At 61.9% G+C, this 20,318-nt stretch carries 16 protein-coding genes; 12 read left to right on the plus strand and 4 right to left on the minus strand.

Annotated elements, in window-relative coordinates:
• The first annotated feature begins 2 nt into the window (after positions 1-2).
• The 8 genes from N2597_RS24950 (at position 3) to N2597_RS24985 (ending at position 10,771) form a co-directional block, all read left to right on the plus strand.
• Positions 3-1,493: a carnitine 3-dehydrogenase gene (locus N2597_RS24950; RefSeq protein ID WP_040113018.1), complete on the plus strand. Its 1,491-nt coding sequence runs from the start codon at positions 3-5 to the stop codon at positions 1,491-1,493.
• A 10-nt stretch (positions 1,494-1,503) separates the two neighbouring features.
• Positions 1,504-2,664, plus strand: a complete 1,161-nt coding sequence (locus N2597_RS24955; protein ID WP_009993195.1) for an acyl-CoA dehydrogenase family protein — start codon at positions 1,504-1,506, stop codon at positions 2,662-2,664.
• Positions 2,665-2,668: 4 nt separating this feature from the next.
• Positions 2,669-4,723 (plus strand): acetate--CoA ligase family protein, encoded by a 2,055-nt coding sequence (locus N2597_RS24960; protein WP_040113019.1) that lies wholly within the window; start codon positions 2,669-2,671, stop codon positions 4,721-4,723.
• A gap of 6 nt (positions 4,724-4,729) precedes the next feature.
• On the plus strand, positions 4,730-5,512 hold the full coding sequence (locus N2597_RS24965) for a carnitinyl-CoA dehydratase (protein ID WP_009993198.1): 783 nt from the start codon (positions 4,730-4,732) through the stop codon (positions 5,510-5,512).
• A gap of 116 nt (positions 5,513-5,628) precedes the next feature.
• The gene (locus N2597_RS24970) at positions 5,629-7,218 is read left to right on the plus strand and encodes an ABC transporter substrate-binding protein (protein ID WP_040113020.1); all 1,590 of its coding nucleotides are present in this window, start codon (positions 5,629-5,631) and stop codon (positions 7,216-7,218) included.
• A gap of 97 nt (positions 7,219-7,315) precedes the next feature.
• On the plus strand, positions 7,316-8,323 hold the full coding sequence (locus N2597_RS24975; RefSeq protein ID WP_040113021.1) for an ABC transporter permease: 1,008 nt from the start codon (positions 7,316-7,318) through the stop codon (positions 8,321-8,323).
• Positions 8,320-9,147 (plus strand): ABC transporter permease, encoded by an 828-nt coding sequence (locus tag N2597_RS24980; RefSeq protein WP_040113022.1) that lies wholly within the window; start codon positions 8,320-8,322, stop codon positions 9,145-9,147. The genes N2597_RS24975 and N2597_RS24980 overlap by 4 nt, the downstream gene beginning before the upstream one ends.
• Positions 9,140-10,771, plus strand: a complete 1,632-nt coding sequence (locus N2597_RS24985; RefSeq protein WP_040143085.1) for an ABC transporter ATP-binding protein — start codon at positions 9,140-9,142, stop codon at positions 10,769-10,771. Before N2597_RS24980 ends, N2597_RS24985 begins: the two co-directional genes overlap by 8 nt.
• 58 nt (positions 10,772-10,829) lie before the next feature.
• On the opposite strand, the gene N2597_RS24990 is transcribed toward N2597_RS24985, so the two are convergent.
• Complete coding sequence (locus N2597_RS24990) at positions 10,830-11,615, minus strand: helix-turn-helix domain-containing protein (RefSeq protein WP_040113024.1); 786 nt, start codon at positions 11,613-11,615, stop codon at positions 10,830-10,832.
• Positions 11,616-11,735: 120 nt separating this feature from the next.
• Between N2597_RS24990 and N2597_RS24995 the strand changes: the two genes are divergently transcribed.
• A complete protein-coding gene (locus N2597_RS24995; protein ID WP_040113025.1) occupies positions 11,736-13,316 on the plus strand; it encodes an ABC transporter substrate-binding protein in 1,581 nt (526 codons plus the stop codon).
• Positions 13,317-13,337: 21 nt separating this feature from the next.
• Entirely contained in the window at positions 13,338-15,341 is a 2,004-nt protein-coding gene (locus N2597_RS25000; protein ID WP_183595976.1) for a CocE/NonD family hydrolase, read from the plus strand.
• Positions 15,342-15,344: 3 nt separating this feature from the next.
• On the opposite strand, the gene N2597_RS25005 is transcribed toward N2597_RS25000, so the two are convergent.
• Positions 15,345-16,256, minus strand: coding sequence for an alpha/beta hydrolase (locus N2597_RS25005; protein WP_040143091.1), 912 nt, complete (start codon positions 16,254-16,256; stop codon positions 15,345-15,347).
• Between the two features lie 236 nt (positions 16,257-16,492).
• Between N2597_RS25005 and N2597_RS25010 the strand changes: the two genes are divergently transcribed.
• Entirely contained in the window at positions 16,493-17,017 is a 525-nt protein-coding gene (locus N2597_RS25010; protein WP_009985105.1) for an RNA polymerase sigma factor, read from the plus strand.
• Positions 17,014-19,101 carry a vWA domain-containing protein gene (locus tag N2597_RS25015; RefSeq protein ID WP_040143093.1) on the plus strand — a complete coding sequence of 696 codons (2,088 nt, stop codon included), beginning with the start codon at positions 17,014-17,016 and terminating at the stop codon, positions 19,099-19,101. The genes N2597_RS25010 and N2597_RS25015 overlap by 4 nt, the downstream gene beginning before the upstream one ends.
• 101 nt (positions 19,102-19,202) lie before the next feature.
• On the opposite strand, the gene N2597_RS25020 is transcribed toward N2597_RS25015, so the two are convergent.
• Together N2597_RS25020 and N2597_RS25025 are read right to left on the minus strand one after the other, a co-directional pair.
• Positions 19,203-19,799, minus strand: coding sequence for a mobile mystery protein B (locus tag N2597_RS25020; protein ID WP_040143095.1), 597 nt, complete (start codon positions 19,797-19,799; stop codon positions 19,203-19,205).
• Positions 19,796-20,257 carry a mobile mystery protein A gene (locus N2597_RS25025; protein WP_040113030.1) on the minus strand — a complete coding sequence of 154 codons (462 nt, stop codon included), beginning with the start codon at positions 20,255-20,257 and terminating at the stop codon, positions 19,796-19,798. The genes N2597_RS25020 and N2597_RS25025 overlap by 4 nt, the downstream gene beginning before the upstream one ends.
• Between the last annotated feature and the right edge of the window lie 61 nt (positions 20,258-20,318).

Genomic DNA, 20,318 nt, shown 5'->3' on the forward strand with positions numbered 1-20,318 from the left:
TCATGACCAAGATCAGCAAGGCGGCCTGTATCGGCGGCGGCGTCATCGGCGGCGGATGGATTGCCCGTTTCCTGCTCGCCGGCATCGACGTCGATGTGTTCGACCCGCATCCGGAAGCAGGCCGCATTGTCGGCGAAGTCATCGCCAATGCCGAAAAAGCCTATGCCATGCTGACCGGCGCGCCACTGCCGCCGCGCGGCAGGCTCCGCTTCTGCCAGACGCTGGCGGAAGCCGTTGCCGACGCCGACTGGATCCAGGAAAGCGTGCCCGAAAGGCTTGATCTCAAGCGTGGCGTGCTGATCGAGATCGATGCGGCCGCGCGCCCGGATGCCCTGATCGGCTCTTCTACCTCGGGCCTGCTGCCGACCGATCTGCAGCGCGACATGACGCATCCCGAACGCCTCTTCGTCGGCCACCCCTATAATCCGGTCTATCTGCTGCCGCTCGTCGAAATTGTCGGCGGCGAGAAGACCTCGGCAGCGACCATCCGGGCGGCGATGGAAAGACTGCCGCCGATCGGCATGAAGGGCGTCCACATCGCCAAGGAGATCGAGGCCTTCGTCGGTGACCGGCTGCTCGAAGCGCTCTGGCGCGAGGCCTTATGGCTCATCCACGACGACATCTGCACCGTCGAGACGCTCGACGACGTCATCCGCTATTCCTTCGGCTTGCGTTGGGCGCAGATGGGCCTGTTCCAGACCTACCGCATCGCCGGCGGCGAGGCCGGCATGCGCCATTTCCTCGCCCAGTTCGGCCCCTGCCTCGCCTGGCCCTGGACCAAGCTCACCGACGTCGTCGATCTTGACGATGCGCTTATCGAAAAGATCGGCCGACAATCCGACGAACAGGCGTCCGGCCTTTCCATCCGCCAGCTTGAGCGAATCCGCGACGAAAATCTCGTCGGCATCCTGCAGGCGCTGAAGGGCGGCGACGGCGGCAAGGGCTGGGGCGCCGGCAAGCTGTTGAAGGGTTTCGAGCAGTCGCTGTGGGCGCGAGGGGGAGGCGAGACCATGCCCGCCGATCCTTCGAAGCCGCTGCGGCTTATCGAAACCAAGGTGAGCCCTGCCTGGGTCGACTATAACGGCCATATGACCGAGCACCGCTATCTCCAGGTCTTCGGCGATACGTCCGATGCGCTGCTGCGTCTCGTTGGGGTCGACCTTGCCTATGTCGAGGCGGGGCACAGCTATTACACGGTGGAAAGCCATATCCGCCATCTCGGCGAGGCGAAGCTCGGCCAGGCGATCCATTCGGCCTGCCAGATCCTGACCGCCGACGAGAAGCGGCTGCATGTCTTCCACACATTGCGCGACACGGCGACGGGCGAGCTCATCGCAACCGCCGAGCAGATGCTGCTGCATGTCGACAGCAAGGAGGGCAAGGCAGTGGCGGCGCCCGCCGCCGTGCTCGACAGGGTGAATGCGATTGCCGCGGCCCATGCGGAACTGGCGCTGCCCGAAGGCGCCGGGCGTCACGTCGGCCAGAGGCGGTAGGAGGATCGGCATGGATTTCGGTCTCAGTGCAGAACAGGAAATGATCGTCGAGACGGTCCGCGCTTTCGTCGAAACCGAGATCTATCCGCATGAGAACGAGGTCGAGCGGACCGGCTTCGTCCCGCCGGAACTCGGGCGCGAGATTCAGCGTAAATGCATCGATCTCGGCTTCTACGCCTGCAATTTCCCGGAGGAGGTCGGCGGCGCCGGCCTCGACCATGTCACCTTTACGCTGGTCGAGCGCGAACTCGGGCGCGGCTCGCTGGGTCTGACGGTCTTCTTCGGCCGTCCCTCCGGCATCCTGATGGCCTGCGAGGGCGAGCAGCGCGAACGCTATCTCCTGCCGGCGGTGCGCGGCGAGAAGATCGACGCGCTTGCCATTACCGAGCCGGATGCCGGTTCCGATATGCGCGGCATGAAATGCGCCGCCCGCCGCGACGGCGCCGATTTCGTCATCAATGGCACGAAACATTTCATCTCGCACGCGGATGTCGCCGATTTCGTCATCGTCTTTGCTGCCACCGGCGAGGAGGAAACGCCGAAAGGCATCAAGAAGAAGATCACGGCCTTTCTCGTCGATCGCGGCACGCCGGGGTTCGAGATCCTAAAAGGCTATGACTCCGTTTCGCATCGCGGCTATCACAATAGTACCCTCAGCTTTACCGATTGCCGGATTCCCGAAGCCCAGGTGCTGGGCGAGGTGCATCGCGGCTTCGATATCGCCAATCAGTGGCTCTACGGCACGCGATTGACGGTTGCCGCCACCTGCGTCGGCCGGGCACGCCGTGTCTTCGAGATGGCCCTGCCCTATGCCGCCGAACGCAAGCAGTTCGGCCGGCCGATCGGCGCCAATCAGGGCGTCTCTTTCAAGCTCGCCGACATGATCACCGAGATCGACGCAGCCGACTGGCTGACGCTTGCAGCCGCCTGGCGGCTCGACACCGGCCTTTCCGCAGACCGGCAAATTGCCTCGGCCAAACTCTATGCCTCCGAAATGCTGGCCCGCGTGACCGACGAGGCAATCCAGATCTATGGCGGCATGGGTCTGATGGACGACCTGCCGCTTGCACGCTTCTGGCGCGATGCGCGTGTGGAGCGCATCTGGGACGGCACCTCGGAAATTCAGCGGCATATCATCAGCCGCGACCTGCTCCGGCCCTTGGGAGCATGAGCCGATGACATCCAGCCCGCTCGACCGCCTGGTCAGACCGCAAACGATCGCCGTCTTCGGCGGCCGCGAGGCGCGCCGGGTGATCGAGCAGTGCGACCGCATGGGTTTTGCCGGCGAGATCTGGCCTGTTCATCCCAAATTAGACGAGGTGCTCGGGCGGCCCTGCTATCGCTCGCTCTCCCATCTGCCCGGCGCACCGGACGCGGCCTTCGTCGGCGTCAACCGAACCCTTACCGTCGACATCGTTCGCGGCCTTTCACGCGCCGGCGCCGGCGGCGCGGTTTGTTACGCATCGGGCTTCAGCGAGGCGACGGCGGAGCTTGCCGATGGCGCCGAACTGCAGCAGGCTCTTGTAGCGGCGGCCGGCGACATGCCGATCCTCGGGCCGAACTGCTACGGGTTCATCAACGGCCTCGATGGCGCGCTTCTCTGGCCCGACCAGCACGGCATGAAGCGTATCGAATGCGGTGTGGCGATCCTCACCCAGTCTTCCAATATCGCGATCAACCTGACCATGCAGACCCGCGGGCTGCCGATCGCCTATGTGGTTACGGCAGGCAACCAGGCACAGACATCGCTTGCGGATGTCGCCTGCGCGCTCATGGACGATCCGCGGGTCACGGCGGTCGGCCTGCACGTCGAAGGTTTCGGCGATCCCTCCGGCCTCGAACGCCTGGCCACCATTGCCCGCCGGTTGAAGAAGCCGGTCGTCGTGCTCAAGGTCGGCAGGTCCGAGCAGGCAAGACATGCGGCGGTATCGCACACCGCCTCGCTTGCTGGCAGCGATGCGGTAGCCGACGCCGTGCTCGCCCGTCTCGGTATCGGTCGTGTCCACAGCCTGCCGGCGCTGCTCGAAACCCTGAAGCTGCTGCATGTCGCCGGTCCTCTCCCCGGCCATTCGATCTCGTCCATGAGTTGCTCCGGCGGCGAGGCTTCGCTGATGGCGGATGCCGCCGTCGGCCGCGATGTCGAATTCCCGGCCTTGCAGCCGCAGCAATTGCCGCGTCTGCGGCGGGTTCTCGGCGAGATGGTGACGCTCTCCAATCCGCTTGACTACCACACCTTCGTGTGGGGCGATTTCAACCGCCAGACAGAAGCCTTCAGTGCCATGTTCGCAGGCGGTTATGCCCTCAATCTCGTCGTCCTCGATTTCCCGCGGGGCGACCGCTGCGATGCGTCCGAATGGGCGACGACGGCGGATGCGGTCATCGCGGCGGCTTTCGCCACCGGCGCGCTGGCCGGTCTTCTCGCGACCCTGCCCGAGAATATGCCGGAGCCGATCGCCGATCGACTGATGACCAATGGCATCGTCGCTTTCTCCGGTATCGATGAAACCATCGCTGCGGCGGAAGTCGCCGCCGGAATTGGCCAAGCTTGGAATAGCCCGCCTCCCCTGCCGCTGCTCGACGTCGCCCCCACAGCCGGCGAAATCGAGACGCTGACGGAGAGCGAGGCGAAGGCCGAGCTTGCCGCCTGCGGCCTCCCTGTTCCCTGGGGGCTGCAGGCTTTTTCTCCCCGCGAAGCCGCCGAGCAGGCCGAACGGCTCGGCTTCCCCGTCGTTCTGAAGGGGCTCGGCATAGCGCACAAGACCGAGGCAGGGGCTGTCGCGCTCAACCTCAGGAATTCGCAGGCGGTGTCGGATGCGGCAGCGGCCATGGCCTGCGATGCCGGTTATCTCGTCGAGAAGATGGTCGATCCTCCGGTCGCGGAACTCATCGTCGGCGCCACCCGCGATCCCGTCTTCGGATTGTCGCTGACATTGGGAGCGGGCGGAATTTTCGTCGAATTGCTCGAAGATTCCGTCATACTGCCGCTTCCGACGACGAAAACCGAGATCTATGCTGCGATTTCGCGTCTCAAGATTGCGAGATTGATTCATGGCTATCGCGGCCGGCCAAGGGGCGATCTCGAAGCCACCGTCGCTGCTGTCGCAGCTACGGCAGAATATGTCGTAACGAATGCGGTGCGCCTGGAGGAACTGGACCTTAATCCCTTGATGGTTCTTCCCGAAGGGCTGGGTGTTGCTGCTGTTGATGCTCTCATACGGCGAAGGAGGTAGCACGGTTTGAGCGACCATATTGGCACACGACGTGACGGCGGCGTGTTGGAAGTCGTCATCGACCGGCCGAAGGCGAACGCCATCGACCTTGCGACCAGCCGTGCCATGGGATTGATCTTCCGGGATTTTCGCGACGATCCTGAGTTGCGCGCCGCCATCGTCACGGGCGCCGGCGAAAAATTCTTCTGCGCCGGATGGGATCTGAAGGCTGCTGCATCAGGCGATGCGGTCGACGGCGATTACGGTGTGGGCGGCTTCGGCGGATTGCAGGAGCTGCGCGACTTGAACAAGCCCGTCATCGCAGCTGTCAACGGTATCTGTTGCGGCGGCGGACTGGAGATAGCGCTTTCGGCCGATCTGATCATCGCCGCCGAACATGCGAGTTTTGCCCTGCCGGAAATCCGTTCGGGCACCGTTGCCGATGCGGCCTCGATCAAGCTGCCGAAGCGCATCCCCTACCATATTGCCATGGACATGCTTTTGACCGGGCGTTGGCTCGACGTGCACGAGGCGCATCGCTGGGGCTTCGTCAACGAGGTTCTACCGGCCGAACGGCTGATGGAGAGAGCCTGGGAGCTCGCCCGCCTGCTCGCAAGCGGGCCGCCCCTCGTCTATGCGGCCATCAAGGAAATCGTACGCGAAGCGGAGGGTTCGACGTTCCAGACTGCCATGAACAAGATCACCAAGCGGCAGTTTGCGACGGTCGACAGGCTCTATTCGAGCGAAGATCAATTGGAAGGCGCGCGGGCCTTTGCCGAGAAGCGAAGCCCTATTTGGAAAGGAAAGTAAGAGGCGGCGGCAACCGCAGCATTTTCCCGCATGATGCGGGCACGGAGGTGGAGAGGAAACCGCCTGCGGACCTGCCCGGAAGTTCTGTCAACGCACCACAAAGAAGGAACAGGGGAATGAACGACTATAGCAAATATCTCACAAGCCGCGTCACTGCAGGCGGATTGAGCCGCCGAGAATTCATGGGACGCGCCATGGCGGCCGGCATCACCCTTGCCGTCGCCGACAAGCTCTTCACCGAAAGCGCCGAAGCCGCCGAACCGAAGCGCGGCGGCCACTTGAAGCTCGGCCTCGAAGGCGGGGCCGCCACCGATTCCAAGGATCCGGCGAAGTTCCTGTCGCAGGTCATGTTCTGCATCGGCCGCTGCTGGGGCGACATGCTGGTCGAATCCGATCCGCTGACGGGTGCCGCCGTGCCCGCACTTGCCGAATCCTGGGAGCCCTCTAAGGATGCCGTGACCTGGACATTCAAGATACGCAAGGGCGTCAAGTTCCACGATGGCAAGGAACTGACGATCGACGACGTCGTTGCGACCCTGAAGCGTCACACCGATGCGAAGTCGGAATCCGGCGCGCTCGGCGTGCTCGGTTCGATCAAAGAGATCAAGGCAGACGGCGGCAACCTTGTGCTGACGCTCAGCGAAGGCAATGCCGACATGCCGCTGCTGCTGTCGGACTACCATCTGGTCATCCAGCCGAATGGCGGCGTCGACGATCCGCTGGCCTCGATCGGCACCGGCCCCTACAAGATGACGAGCTTCGAGCCCGGCGTCCGGGCGACATTCGAAAAGAACAAGGACGACTGGCGCAGCGACCGCGGCTACGTCGACTCGATCGAGATCATCGGCATGAACGACGCCACCGCCCGTATCGCCGCACTGTCGTCCGGCCAGGTGCACTACATCAACCGCGTCGATCCGAAGACCGTCAACCTCCTGAAACGCGCCCCCAACGTCGAGATCCTCTCGACTGCCGGCCGCGGCCATTACGTCTTCATCATGCATTGCGACAAGGCGCCGTTCGACAACAACGATCTGCGCCTGGCGCTCAAATACGCCATGGACCGCGAGACCATGGTGGAGAAGATCCTCGGCGGCTACGGCAAGGTCGGCAACGACTTCCCGATCAACTCCACCTATGCGCTGTTCCCCGAGGGCATCGAGCAACGCGTCTACGATCCCGACAAGGCAGCCTTCCACTACAAGAAGTCCGGCCATAGCGGCTCGGTGCTGCTGCGCACCTCCGAAGTCGCCTTTCCCGGCGGCGTCGATGCGGCCGTCCTCTATCAGGAAAGCTGCAAGAAGGCCGGCATCGAGATCGAGGTCAAGCGCGAACCGGGCGACGGCTACTGGACCAATGTCTGGAACGTCCAGCCCTTCTCGACCTCCTATTGGGGTGGCCGTCCGACGCAGGACCAGATGTATTCCACCGCCTATCTCTCAACGGCGGACTGGAACGACACCAAGTTCAAGCGTCCTGACTTCGACAAGCTGCTGTTGCAGGCCCGCTCCGAGCTTGATGAAGCCAAGCGCAAGGACATGTATCGTACCATGGCAATGATGGTGCGCGATGAAGGCGGCGTGATCCTGCCGATGTTCAACGACTTCGTGAACGCCTCGACCAAGCAGGTGAAGGGCTATGTCCACGATATCGGCAACGACATGTCGAACGGTTACGTCGCAACCCGCGTCTGGCTGGACGCCTGATGGCAAGGGGCGCAGCGCCCCTCCGATCTCCGACGAAGCTGGGACCGTGGGAAGAAAACCCGCGGTCCTCCCGACGTTTTAGCCAAAGGCATTTGCCATGACCAACCCTGCCCCAAGCAATATCTTGCCGGGCCTGAGGCTCCGGCAGCGTTTTCCGTTGCTTGCCCTCATCCTCGAGCGCTTCGTGCTCAGCATTATTCTACTTTTTGCCGTCTCCATCCTGATCTTCGGCGGGCTCGAAGCCCTGCCTGGCGATTTTGCCACCACCTATCTCGGTCAGTCGGCAACGCCGCAGGCGGTTGCCAATATCCGCCAGGATCTCGGACTGGACCGCCCGGTGACGACCCGTTACGTCGAATGGCTCGGCAATGCCGTCCAGGGTGACTTCGGCACCTCCTGGGCCAGCAAAAATTCGGTGAGCGAACAGATCGGCAAACGTCTCGGCAATTCGCTCTTCCTGGCGGGGTTTGCGGCGGTGATTTCGGTGCCGCTCGCTGTCGGTCTCGGCATGTTCTCGGTGCATTTCCGCAACCGCATGCCGGATAAGATCATCAACGTGATCTCGCTTGCGGCGATCTCGCTGCCGGAATTCTTCATCGGCTACCTGCTGATCCTCTTCTTCGCCGTGAAGTTCGGCATGGCGACCTTTCCGGCGACCGTCTATGACAGCATGGGCTTCGCCGAGCGGCTGAAGGCGATCGCGCTGCCGACCGCTACCCTGGTGCTTGTCGTACTGGCTCATATGATGCGCATGACGCGGGCTGCGATCCTCTCGGTGATGTCGTCGGCCTATATGGAGACCGCCGAGCTTAAAGGTCTCAGCGCCTTCCGCGCGATCGTCAAGCACGCCGCCCCCAACGCGCTGGCGCCGATCATCAATGTCGTCGCATTGAATCTCGCCTATCTCGTGGTCGGCGTCGTCGTCGTCGAAGTGGTCTTCGTCTATCCCGGCATGGGGCAATATATGGTCGACGCGGTCACGGTGCGCGACATGCCGGTGGTGCAGGCCTGCGGCCTGATCTTCGCGGCCGTCTACATTTTCCTCAATATGATCGCCGACATTCTTGCGATCATTGCCAATCCCCGGCTGAGGCATCCGCGATGAGAGCAAGAGACATTCCCATCACCGCCTGGATCGGCATGGCAGGCATCGCCATCGCCTTCATCTTCGCTGTCTTCGCGCCCTGGATCGCGCCTTACGGGGAGACCCAGGTCGTCGGTGACGTCTGGCAGCTGCCTGACGATAAATACATCTTCGGACTCGATAATCTCGGCCGCGACATCCTCTCGCGGCTGATCTATGGAGCGCGCACGACGCTCCTGGTCGCCTCCGCCGCCACTATCATCTCCTTCTCGCTCGGCGTCATTCTGAGCTTCACCGCGGCCGTCTCCCGCGGCATCATCGACACGGTATTTTCGCGTTTCAATGATTTGATGATGTCGATCCCGACGCTGATCTTCGCGCTGGTGGTGCTGGCGGTGCTGCCGCAAAACCTCGTCGTACTGATCCTCGTCATGGCGATCCTCGATTCCACCCGTGTCTACCGCCTCGGCCGCGCTGTAGCGCTCGATGTTGCAGTGATGGAATTCGTCGAGGCGGCCAAGCTGCGCGGCGAAGGCAAGCTCTGGATCATCTTTCGCGAGATCCTGCCGAACACGCTGTCGCCGCTGCTGGCCGAGTTCGGACTGCGCTTCGCCTTCTCGATCCTCTTCCTCTCGACGCTGTCCTTCCTCGGCCTCGGCATTCAGCCGCCGGCGGCCGACTGGGGCGGCATGGTCAAGGACAATAAGGACGGCATCATCTTCGGTATTTCGGCAGCACTGGTGCCGGGCACGGCGATCGCGACGCTTGCCATCTGCGTCAACCTCGTCGTCGACTGGCTCCTGAAACGCACATCCAGCCTCAAGGGAGGGCGAGGCGATGCCTGAGCTTCTTTCCGTTCGCAATCTCAAAATCGAAGCGACGAGCTACCCGCCCGGTGAAGCGCCTAAGCGGGTAACGATCGTCGACGGCGTTTCTTTCGACCTGCAGAAGGGCAAGGTTCTCGGCCTGATCGGAGAGTCGGGCGCGGGCAAGTCGACGATCGGCCTCTCGGCGCTTGCCTACGGCCGCGGCGGCGCCGAAATCACCGGCGGCGAGGTGCTGCTCGCCGGCACCGATATTCTGGCGCTCGGCAAAAACGGCATCCGGAAAATCCGCGGCGCACGGGTCTGCTACGTCGCGCAATCGGCTGCCGCCGCCTTCAATCCGGCGCATAGGCTTGGCGATCAGGTGATCGAAGCATCCGTCAAGCATGGATTGATGAGCAGGGAGGAGGCGCGCAAACGTGCGCTTTATCTCTTCCGTGTCCTCGGCCTGCCCAATCCTGAGACTTTCGGCGAACGCTTCGCCCACCAGGTCTCCGGCGGTCAGCTGCAGCGCGCGATGACGGCAATGGCGCTCTGCTCGAATCCTGAACTCATCGTCTTCGACGAGCCGACCACGGCACTTGACGTGACCACGCAAATCGACGTGCTGGCAGCGATCAAGCATGCGATCGAGGAGACCCATACGGCCGCCCTCTACATTACCCACGATCTTGCCGTCGTTGCCCAGATTTCCGACGACATCATGGTCCTGCGCCATGGCAAGCAGGTCGAATATGGCAGCGTTCAGCAGATCATCGAAGCGCCGCGACAGGACTATACCCGGGCGCTCGTCAATGTCAGGCAGGCCTATCGCGAGGAAGCCGCCGATCAGTCCACGGCCCTTCTCAAAGTGGAGAATGTCAGCGCCGAATATTCGAACGGCTTCAAGGTGCTGCACGATGTCTCGCTGCATGTGCCGAAGGGGCAGACGCTTGCCGTCGTCGGCGAATCCGGTTCCGGTAAGTCGACCTTGGCACGCGTCATTACCGGTCTCTTGCCGCCGAGCAGCGGGCGCGTCGTCTTTGCCGGCAAGCCGCTGATGCCCGGTCTCAAGAGCCGGCCGAACGACGACCTCAGACGCATCCAGCTGATCTATCAGATGGCCGATACGGCGATGAACCCGCGGCAGACGGTGCGCGACATTATCGGCCGGCCGCTGACCTTCTATTACGGCCTGAGGGGTGGGGCGAAAACCGCACGGGTGAAGGAACTGCTCGACCAGATCGAAATGGGCAACGGCTTCATCGATCGTTACCCGGCCGAACTGTCCGGCGGCCAGAAGCAGCGTGTGGCAATCGCCAGAGCCCTTGCTGCCAAACCCGAACTCGTCCTTTGCGACGAGCCGACGTCGGCGCTCGATCCGCTGGTGGCGGAGGGCATCCTCAAGCTGCTGCTGCGCCTGCAGCAGGAAGAACAGCTATCCTATGTCTTCATCACCCATGACATTGCGATCGTCCGGGCGATCGCCGACAGCGTGGCGGTGATGCATCGCGGCAGGCTGGTGCGGTTCGGGCCGAAATCGACGGCGCTGTCGCCGCCCTTCGACGACTACACCGACCTGTTGCTGAAATCCGTACCCGAGATGGAGATCGGCTGGCTGGAGCGGGTGCTGACGACGCGAAAGATGGCAAGCGCCGGGAATTGAAGGCTCGAAATCTTCCGGCACTCATCCGAATATGATGGCTTCGTTGAAATCGGTGTCTTCAATACTCTGCTGGCACCGCATACACTTCCGCGGATGGATCTGCGAGGAACGAGCGCACCGTCGGTGGCAGCTGGCGTGAAGACAGCGGCAGTGGTCCGCAACGCGACAGAAGCTCGCGCAGGTTGGGCTCGGCGCCGACATGCCGCCAGATCATCCGCGACGCATACGGGAGATTTTCCCGTCGCCACGAAACTCCCATTGTCGTCCCGCGCAGATAGAAGCGCTGGTACTCATCGAATGGCAGGAGAATCGTCTGTGACAGTACCGGATTCGGGCCGACGACTCGCTCCGTAATGAAGATCCGGTTTCGATAGAAGGCCGCAAGGCCGACATATTTCGAAAACTGCTGGATGCCGTTTCCAGCGTCCCGCAGACGCTCCATTGATTTGACATGCACAAGCCCACCCTTCTCCACAAAGCGGCTGCACGAACAGACAACCATTCCCGGCCAGGACGGCGAGCGATGATAGGTCTGGAAATAGCCGATATGGCGCCGGAGCGCGGCCAGATCGCCCGGGAACGCCTTTAATAGTTCCGAACTTTGATTGAGGTCTAGACTCGGTTTGCGAAGCCGCTCGCGAAAGAGCCTGGGAGCGAGACCAAAGTCGGCTGCATCGAGATCGAAATACTTGGCTATGCGCGCGAGATTATGGGCAGACGGCCTCGTCTGGCCGTTGATATATCGATTGAATTGCTGCCGGTTGATGTCGATCACGCGGCAAAGATGCGAAATGGAACGCTGCGTGGCACAGGCGATCTTGAGGTTCTCGACTAGGTGAGGCATCGGCGGTTCCGTCTTAATGATAGTAGCGTAAACTCGCTCAAAGATGTGTCAAGTCGCGAAATTGCGTGAAGCAGCCTGATCTCTACGTTCCCTTCCAATAACGTTGAAAAGGGAACTGAAATGACACGTGAAAAGGATCAAACTTTGCCTCTGAGTATCGGCCGCCGTGACTTCGTTGGCGGTGCCGTCGCGCTGGGTGCTTTGTCAGCCCTCACCTCCGGCCTCCTGATGCCGCGCGATGCCCGCGCGCAGGAAGCGAAGCGCGGTGGTCATCTGAAACTCGGTCTCAAGGGCGGCGCCACCAGTGATGCGCTCGACCCCGCGACCTATAGCGCCTCCGTGTTGTTCGTAATTGGCCGTCTCTGGGGCGACACACTCGTCGAATCCGACCCTAAGACCGGTACGCCCTTGCCGTCACTGGCGACTTCCTGGACGCCTTCGGCGGACGCATCCGTCTGGACTTTCAAAATCAGGAACGACGTGCAGTTTCACGACGGCAGCAAGATGACCGTCGCGGACATCGTCGCGACATTGAAGCGACATGCGGACAAGATTTCGCAGTCGGGCGCGCTGGGGCTCATGGCCTCGATCACCGGTATCGACGAAAAAGCGGGCGACCTTGTCCTCACACTTTCGGAAGGCAATGCGGACCTGCCTTTGCTTTTGACCGACTATCACCTGATAATCCAACCGAAGGGCGGCCTCGACAAGCCTGAGGCGGCCATCGGTACAGGTCCTTACATTCTGAAAAGCTTCGAACCGGGCGTTCACGCAACCTTCGAAAAAAACTCGAAGGATTGGCGCTCCGACCGCGGCTTTGTCGACAGTGTCGAGATCCTCGTCATCAACGACAACACCGCCCGCGTTGCCGCACTTGCCTCCGGCCAAGTCCATTTCGTCAACAATGTCGATCCCAAGACAGTCCCGATGCTGCAGCGAGCACCGACCGTCGAAATCCTCCGGAATGCAGGCAAGGGCTTCTATTGTTTCCTAATGCATTGCGACATGGCTCCCTTCGACAACACCGATCTTCGGCTTGCGCTGAAATATGCCATCGATCGTCAGGCGATCCTCGAGAAGGTTCTGGGCGGCTACGGAGCGCTCGGCAACGACTATCCGGTCAATTCCAACTACGCTCTCGCCCCGACCGATATCGAGCAGCGCCCTTATGATCCAGACAAGGCCGCCTTCCACTTCAAGAAAGCGGGTCTCGACCGCTCCATTCAGCTGCTCACGTCAGACGCAGCCTTTCCGGGCGCTGTGGATGCGGCGATCCTGTTCCAGCAAAGCGCGCGCAAGGCCGGCATCACGATCGACGTCAAGCGCGAACCGGAAGACGGCTACTGGACCAATGTCTGGAACAAGCAGCCCTTCTGCGCCTCGTTCTGGGGCGGTCGTCCGACCCAGGATTCGCGGTATTCCACCTCTTACCTGTCGACTGCAGAATGGAACGACACGCGTTTCAAGCGCCCTGACTTCGACAAATTGGTTCTGCAAGCAAGGTCAGAACTCGATGAGGCCAAGCGCAAGGTGCTTTATCGGCAATTGGCCCTGATGGTGCGAGACGATGGCGGTCTGATCCTGCCCGTCTTCAACGACTACATCATGGCCTCTTCGAAAATGCTGAAGGGATATGTCGACGATATCGGCAACGATATGTCCAACGGCTACATCGGCAGCCGCGTGTGGCTTAATGCCTAAAGCTCTTCTGGATATATGACAATGTCAGACCGCAGCTTCACAACCATCGAAAATCAGTGGATCACCTTGAAGGATGGAACGCGGCTTGCGGCGCGCATCTGGATGCCCGAGGGCGCGGAGAACGATCCCGTGCCGTCGGTCTTCGAGTTCCTGCCCTACCGCAAGCGGGACGGGACCAGCCCCCGGGACGAGTCGACCTATCCGGTCTTCGCCGCCGCCGGCATTGCCGGGGTGCGCGTCGATATCCGCGGTTCGGGGGAATCCGACGACGTCATCGACGGCGAATATACCGAGCGTGAGCTTGCCGATGCCTGCGAGCTGATCGCCTGGATTGCGGCGCAGCCGTGGTCGAACGGCGCGGTCGGCATGATGGGTATCTCCTGGGGCGGCTTCAACAGCCTGCAGGTCGCAGCCCTGCGCCCACCGGCGCTCAAAGCCGTCATCTCGATCGCCTCGACCGTCGACCGCTACAATGACGATATCCACTATAAGAACGGCTGCCATCTCTCCGCCCAGCTCTCATGGGCGGCGACGATGCTTGGCTACCAGTCACGTCCTCCCGATCCGGCACTTGTCGGCGAGCGCTGGAAGGAGATGTGGCTTGAGCGCCTGGCAGGCGAACCCTTTTTCATGGAGGAGTGGCTGACCCATCAGCGGCGCGATGATTTCTGGCGTCACGGCTCGATCTCAGAGGACTTTTCGAGCGTCGAAATCCCGGCGCTCGTGATTGCCGGCTGGGCCGACGGCTATCGCAATACCCCGCTGATGGCGGTCGAGGGTCTGGGCGAGAAGGCGAAGGCGCTGATCGGCCCCTGGGTGCACAAATATCCGCATTTCGCCTGGCCGAAGCCGCGCGCCAATTTCCATGCCGAAGCGATCGCCTGGTGGAACAGATGGCTGCGTGGCGAAGATAACGGCATCGACAGGCTGCCGCCGGCCCGCGCCTATATTCTCGATGCCGTCCGCCCGGCGCCGCGGCGTGACAGCGATCCTGGTTTCTGGGTGGCTAAGGACAGCTGGTCGCCGCCGAAGATGCAATGCTTCTATGTCGAGCAATTCGGCAGGCTGACGGAGGGCATGCCGATCCCGCATGCGCCGGAGCATCCGGTCTATCTGAGTTCTCCCCTCGATACCGGCACGGCATCCGGTGAATATTTCACCCTCAAGCCCGACGCCGAAATGGCGATCGATCAACGCACTGACGACGCCGGCTCGCTGGTCTTCGATACGATGCCGCTGGCGCGGGATCACGACTATCTCGGCCGGCCGGTGCTGACGCTTGCGCTGCGATCCCGGGCAACGAGCGGAAATCTCTGCGCCCGGCTCGTCGATGTTCATCCTGACGGCACGGCGACGCGGGTCGCCTTCAGCGTCGTCAACCTCACCCATCGCGACGGCAACGCTGATCCGAAACCACTGACCGCGGGCGAGACGGTGTCGCTCCGGCTTGTGCTCGATGCCTGCGGTTATCGCTTCCGCAAGGGCCATCGCATCCGCCTTTCGCTTTCCACCGCCTATTGGCCGATGATCCTGCCGCCGCCGGAACACGAAGGGTTCGATATCGATATTGCCTCGCTTGGTCTTGGGCTGCCGATGCTTGGCGAACACAGGAGCATTGAAATCGACGAACCGGCCAATCCCGATCCTTTACCGAAATATATCGAGCATGCCGCCGCCGCGACCAAACGACAGGTCGTCCGTGACCTTTCGTCCAACCGCACGAAATATCGCATTCATGAGGATACGGGGCTCTACGAACATCCTGAGACCGGCCTGTCGACCCGGCAGTTGCGGGAGGAAGTCTGGTCGATCTCACCCAATGATCCGCTGTCGATGACAGGGATTTCGACCTGGACCTGCGACATGCGGCGCGCCGGCTGGTTCGTCCGCACCGTCGCAACTGCGCGGATTGCCTGCACGGCGACCGATTGGATCATAAGCGCCATCGTCACGGCATTCGAGGATGACGTGCAGATCTTCGAAAAGGTCTTCGCGGAAAAGAAGATCGCCCGCGACCTGATGTGATCGTCAGGCGGTCGCAAAATGCCGGACGGCCTCGCAGATCGCGCGAAAGCCGTCCTTGGCGCCATCGCTCATGTGGCGGGCGCGCAGCCAGGCATGCACCATCTGCGGCTCCTCCCGGAATGAGACCACGATGCCCTCGGCAGCCAGCCGGGCGGCATATTGCCGGCCGTCGTCGCGCAGCGGATCGAAATGCGCGACCGTGATGAAGGCCGGCGGCAGCCCGGCAAGCGACGGCGCCTGCAGCGGCTCGGCGATCTCGTTGTTGCCAGGCGCCTGCAGGATCGTGCGATAATAGGTGACATCCGCCGTGGTCAGGCCGGGCGCCGCAGCCATTTCGACATAGGAACCCGCGGCAAGATCGCCGCCGAGCGCCGGGTAGATCAGCACCTGGCCGACGACGCCTGATAGCTCCTCATTGCGTGCGCGCAAGGCAAGGCCGGCCGCAAGATTGCCGCCGGCGCTGTCGCCGATCAGCACGACCTTGCTCCCGGCGGAAAGCAGATGTTTCAGCACGGCAAAACCGTCATCCGTCTGCGCCGGCCAGCGATATTCGGGCGCGAGCCGATAATCGACCGAGACGAGTTCCGCGCCGGCGAAATCGGCGATCTCGGCGCAAATGGCATGATGGCTCTCAAGCGAACCGACCACAAAACCGCCGCCATGAAGATAGAGCAGAATGGTGCGCGTGACGATTTTGCGCGGTCGGTAGCGCCGGATCGGGATGCGCTGAACCATACCGTCCGCAAAGATCATATCCGGGGGGAGCGGTCGGTCGAAGCGCGCGCAAAGAGCATCGTACCAATGCCGCTGCTGTTCGATCGACGCCTCGATCGCATCCGGCGGATAAAAAGCATCGCAAATTGCGAGAAATTGCAGGATGCCCTTTTCGGTGGGGACAGGCGTTGGAGCGGACATTGAGGGTCCTTTCGATTTGGAACATGCCATGTCCCTGGCCGACTCTTCCGTCATCTTGCGCCTTTGCGATGGAACCGATCTGTCCGGCAGCGACCCGTTTATGTCGCGGCGCTCGATTATTTCGAGCCCATTCAAAATTCGCAAAATTTTTTTGGCGTGGACCCAAGGAAAGCTATCGGAGAAACGTCTCAATCCCGAAATAGCATCTTGCTTGATAGCTTGGGGGTAGGTGCGCATTGGATGCGGAGCTCATAGAACGAGCGCAGGGAGGTGACCGGGAGGCCTTCGGGCAACTGGTCTCGCGCCATTATGATTTCGTTCACGCGACGGCATGGCGATGGTCGGGCAGTTCCACCGACGCTGACGATATCGCCCAGGAGGTCTGCGTCAAGCTCGGCGCGGCCATCCGCGGCTTTCGCGGCGCCAGCCGCTTCAGGACATGGCTCTACACGCTGACGCTCAACGCCGCCCGCGACCATAGACGCAGACTTGCGCGGGAAGAGCAGACATTCCGCGCTTACGCTGCCGAACCGCAGCAGGATGCGCCGGGCGGAAACGACGACGAGCTGTCGAGCGCATTATGGGCGGCCGTGCGCGCTTTGCCGGAACGGCAATGCGACGCCGTGCTGCTCGTCTATGGCGAAGGCCTCAGCCATTCGGCGGCCGCCGATGTCATGGGCTGCTCGGAAACGACCGTGTCCTGGCAGGTGCACGAGGCGCGCAAGAGGCTGAAGGCCATGCTCGGCAAGGAAGAGGTATGATGGACAAGGAACTCGAAAAGCTCTCCCGCCTGACACCGCCGGCAGCCGATCCGCAGGCGCGTGCACGCGCCCTTGCGGCGGCGATGCAGGCCTTCGACAGCGCAGAAAATAATGCAGCGGCAGCCCAAGGAAACGCGAAAGGTTGGCGTCCAAGCTCCATCATCAACCTGATATGGAGCCCTGCCGTGAACAAGAAATTCCTCGCCGGTTCAGCCCTTGCGACGCTGCTCGTCATTCCCGCCGCCGGCTATCTCACCCTCGAGCTGAGCCGCAACCAACCGATTATCGACCAGGAAAGGATCGCCGGCACTGTTTCGAAAAAGGAAATGCCGATACCGACTGGCCGGCCGGCCGCGCCCGCGCTTTCCGAAGCGGTGACCGAAGAGAACCGGCTGCCTCAATCCGCGGCGGCCGACAGCGCTCAAGCCTTGCAGGACAAGGAGCAGGCGGTCGCGGCGCGGAAATCTGATCTCAATTCCGACGAAATCTCCGCCCTCTTAAATAGGCCGGGTGGTACAATGTCGGAAGGGGCCAAACGCTCTGTTGCACCAACTGCCGCTGCTCCCCAGCAGCAGCTGGCGGAGCCGATGGCCGTCGCCCCCTCGCCTGCTCCGCCGACGGAAAGCCGTATGCAGGTTCAAGTCGATTCCAGTCGCGAGCGCTTTGCCAATGCTGCGGCAAATCCGATCAAGAGTGTCGCGACCGATCCGGTCTCGACCTTCTCCGCCGATGTCGACAGCGCCTCCTATTCCTTCGTCCGCCGGTCGCTCACCGGCGGGGCAATGCCCGATCCGCAATCCGTTCGCGTCGAGGAGATGATCAATTATTTCCCCTATGACTGGCCGAGGCCTGAAAATGCCGAGCAGCCATTCAAGGCGACCGTGACCGTGATGCCGACACCGTGGAACCACGACACGGAACTGATGCATGTGGCGATCAAGGGCTACGACATCGCGCCGGCGACTGCACCGCATGCCAATCTGGTCTTCCTGATCGATGTTTCTGGTTCGATGGACGAGCCTGACAAGCTGCCGCTGCTGAAAAGTTCCTTCCGCCTGCTGGTCAACAGGCTGAAGGCCGACGATACCGTCGCCATCGTCACCTATGCCGGCAATGCCGGCACGGTGCTCGAGCCGACCCGGGTGTCCGAGAAGTCGAAGATTCTCTCGGCGATCGACAGGCTGGAGGCTGGAGGCTCGACTGGCGGTGCCGAGGGCATCGAGGCGGCCTACGATCTTGCCCAAAAGGCTTTCGTCAAGGACGGCGTCAATCGGGTGATGCTGGCGACGGACGGCGATTTTAATGTCGGCCCGTCGAGCGACGAGGATCTGAAACGCATCATCGAGGAGAAGCGCAAGGAGGGGATCTTCCTCACCGTTCTCGGCTTCGGTCGCGGCAATCTCAACGATTCCCTGATGCAGACGCTGGCCCAGAACGGCAATGGCAGCGCCGCCTATATCGACACGCTCGCGGAAGCGCAGAAGACGCTGGTCGACGAGGCCGGATCGACGCTGTTTCCGATCGCCAAGGACGTCAAGTTCCAGGTCGAGTTCAACCCGGAACGGATCGCCGAATACCGGCTGATCGGCTACGAGACACGCGCCCTCAAACGCGAGGATTTCAACAATGACCGCGTCGATGCCGGCGATATCGGCTCCGGCCACAGCGTCACGGCGATCTATGAGATTACGCCCAAGGGAAGTCCCGCGGTCATGAATGACGACCTGCGTTATGGCGCCGCCGATAAGGCATCGGCCGAGACGCCAAGCAGCGCGCATCAGGGCGAGCTTGCCTTCCTCAAGATGCGCTACAAGCGGCCGGGCGAGGACAAGAGCGCCCTGATCACCACGCCGGTCGGTGACGGCAACACGGTCGCCACCATCGACGCCGCGCCGCAGGACGTTCGCTTCTCGGTGGCCGTCGCCGCCTTCGGCCAGAAATTGAGCCGCACCAGCGCCCTCGATGCTTATTCCTATCAGGCGATTGCCGATCTCGCTGCGGCATCACGGGGAACGGATGCCTTCGGCTACAGAACCGATTTCCTCGGGCTCATCCGGTTGGCTGACGGGCTCAGCCAGCGATGAGGAGAAAAGTACCGCACGCGGAGGCCGCCTGGTAAGGCGGACTCTGCTGCTGGGCGTTTGAAGATTAAGCTGGATTTTCAGTGGGACGAGGAGCTTTGCGTTCAGCTGCGGGCAAATTCGAGAAGGGGACCGATATCGTGATTGTCGGCGGCCTGAAGCGCCGCGACATAGCGCCTGCGCAGCTCGCCCATGTCGCCGAGGCGCCCGCTCCCCCAACTGAAGGGCTCTTCGTCCAGTCTTTCCACGAGAAGATCGGCTGCCAGCCGCGCATGACGCCCGTTGCCGTTTGGGAACGGGTGGATGGCGACCAGACGATGGTGGAAACGGATTGCGATCTCGTCCGTCGCGAAGGTCTCATGCTCGATCCAGTATCGCACGTCGGCAAGCAAAGCCGCGAGCTCGACCGGGATGCGGTAAGCCTGAATACCAATGTTACGCTCCGTCGCCCGGAAGCGACCTGCCCATTGCCAAACCTCGCCGAACATGCGTCGGTGCAATGTGCGCATGAAGTCTTCCGTCAGCATCCTGTCGACCGACATGTGACGTCGTCCGCGGACCCAGGCTGCGCCCTTGACGATGTTTTCCTGTTCGGCCTCGTTGAGGTCGTTTCGATGCGTGATCCAGCTCTGAAGCAGGCCCTCGCGTTCCTGCGGTTCAAGCGGTGTTGCGTCCTCGGGTTCCTGGAAGAGGTCGGTCATTTCTCTGACCAGAGATCGCGCTCGGAAAGCTGGTCACGGATGTAGGCCTGGATACGGGACTCAAGATCGGCGTCATTGGTTCCCTGCGCCTCCAGGCGCATCGTATGCGCGACCCGCTGAAGTTCGCGCAACGCGATCTTTCTCGCCCGTTCATTGAGCGAAATCTCGAGTGACGTATTCGGGACCAGTGCGTAAACGAGGGTGCAGTCGAGCGCCTCGGCTGCGCGGCGCAAGGTGCCAAGCTGGATCGTTCCTGATGCCTCCGACTTCTCGATCGTTTCCACTGTCTGCGGCCGGATCCCCATCCGGGAGCCGAGTTGGGCTCCGGTCATGCCGAGTGCGTCGCGCAATGCGCGAACCCAACCTTTGGGGGGCGCTCTGAAGTTTTCCGCAGGCTGTAGCGCTCTAAGACGTTCATCAAGCCGTTTTCGCGCTCGTTTTCGCACCTCGCCCTTCATCACTCACACCTCTTGCCCTGACAACAAAATCATATCACAGGCTGATTTAACGCAGGTAAAT

The sequence above is a fragment of the Rhizobium sophoriradicis genome (genome assembly GCF_025200795.1).
GTDB classification, from domain to species: Bacteria; Pseudomonadota; Alphaproteobacteria; order Rhizobiales; family Rhizobiaceae; genus Rhizobium; species Rhizobium sophoriradicis.

What these genes read in the sequence shown, in the direction of transcription:
- N2597_RS24950 (WP_040113018.1), top strand. Translation starts at nt 3, where the DNA reads ATGACCAAGATCAGCAAGGCGGCCTGTATCGGCGGCGGCGTCATCGGC.
- N2597_RS24955 (WP_009993195.1), top strand. Translation starts at nt 1,504, where the DNA reads ATGGATTTCGGTCTCAGTGCAGAACAGGAAATGATCGTCGAGACGGTC.
- N2597_RS24960 (WP_040113019.1), top strand. Translation starts at nt 2,669, where the DNA reads ATGACATCCAGCCCGCTCGACCGCCTGGTCAGACCGCAAACGATCGCC.
- N2597_RS24970 (WP_040113020.1), top strand. Translation starts at nt 5,629, where the DNA reads ATGAACGACTATAGCAAATATCTCACAAGCCGCGTCACTGCAGGCGGA.
- N2597_RS24975 (WP_040113021.1), top strand. Translation starts at nt 7,316, where the DNA reads ATGACCAACCCTGCCCCAAGCAATATCTTGCCGGGCCTGAGGCTCCGG.
- N2597_RS24980 (WP_040113022.1), top strand. Translation starts at nt 8,320, where the DNA reads ATGAGAGCAAGAGACATTCCCATCACCGCCTGGATCGGCATGGCAGGC.
- N2597_RS24985 (WP_040143085.1), top strand. Translation starts at nt 9,140, where the DNA reads ATGCCTGAGCTTCTTTCCGTTCGCAATCTCAAAATCGAAGCGACGAGC.
- N2597_RS24990 (WP_040113024.1), bottom strand. Translation starts at nt 11,615, where the DNA reads ATGCCTCACCTAGTCGAGAACCTCAAGATCGCCTGTGCCACGCAGCGT.
- N2597_RS24995 (WP_040113025.1), top strand. Translation starts at nt 11,736, where the DNA reads ATGACACGTGAAAAGGATCAAACTTTGCCTCTGAGTATCGGCCGCCGT.
- N2597_RS25000 (WP_183595976.1), top strand. Translation starts at nt 13,338, where the DNA reads ATGTCAGACCGCAGCTTCACAACCATCGAAAATCAGTGGATCACCTTG.
- N2597_RS25005 (WP_040143091.1), bottom strand. Translation starts at nt 16,256, where the DNA reads ATGTCCGCTCCAACGCCTGTCCCCACCGAAAAGGGCATCCTGCAATTT.
- N2597_RS25015 (WP_040143093.1), top strand. Translation starts at nt 17,014, where the DNA reads ATGATGGACAAGGAACTCGAAAAGCTCTCCCGCCTGACACCGCCGGCA.
- N2597_RS25020 (WP_040143095.1), bottom strand. Translation starts at nt 19,799, where the DNA reads ATGACCGACCTCTTCCAGGAACCCGAGGACGCAACACCGCTTGAACCG.
- N2597_RS25025 (WP_040113030.1), bottom strand. Translation starts at nt 20,257, where the DNA reads ATGAAGGGCGAGGTGCGAAAACGAGCGCGAAAACGGCTTGATGAACGT.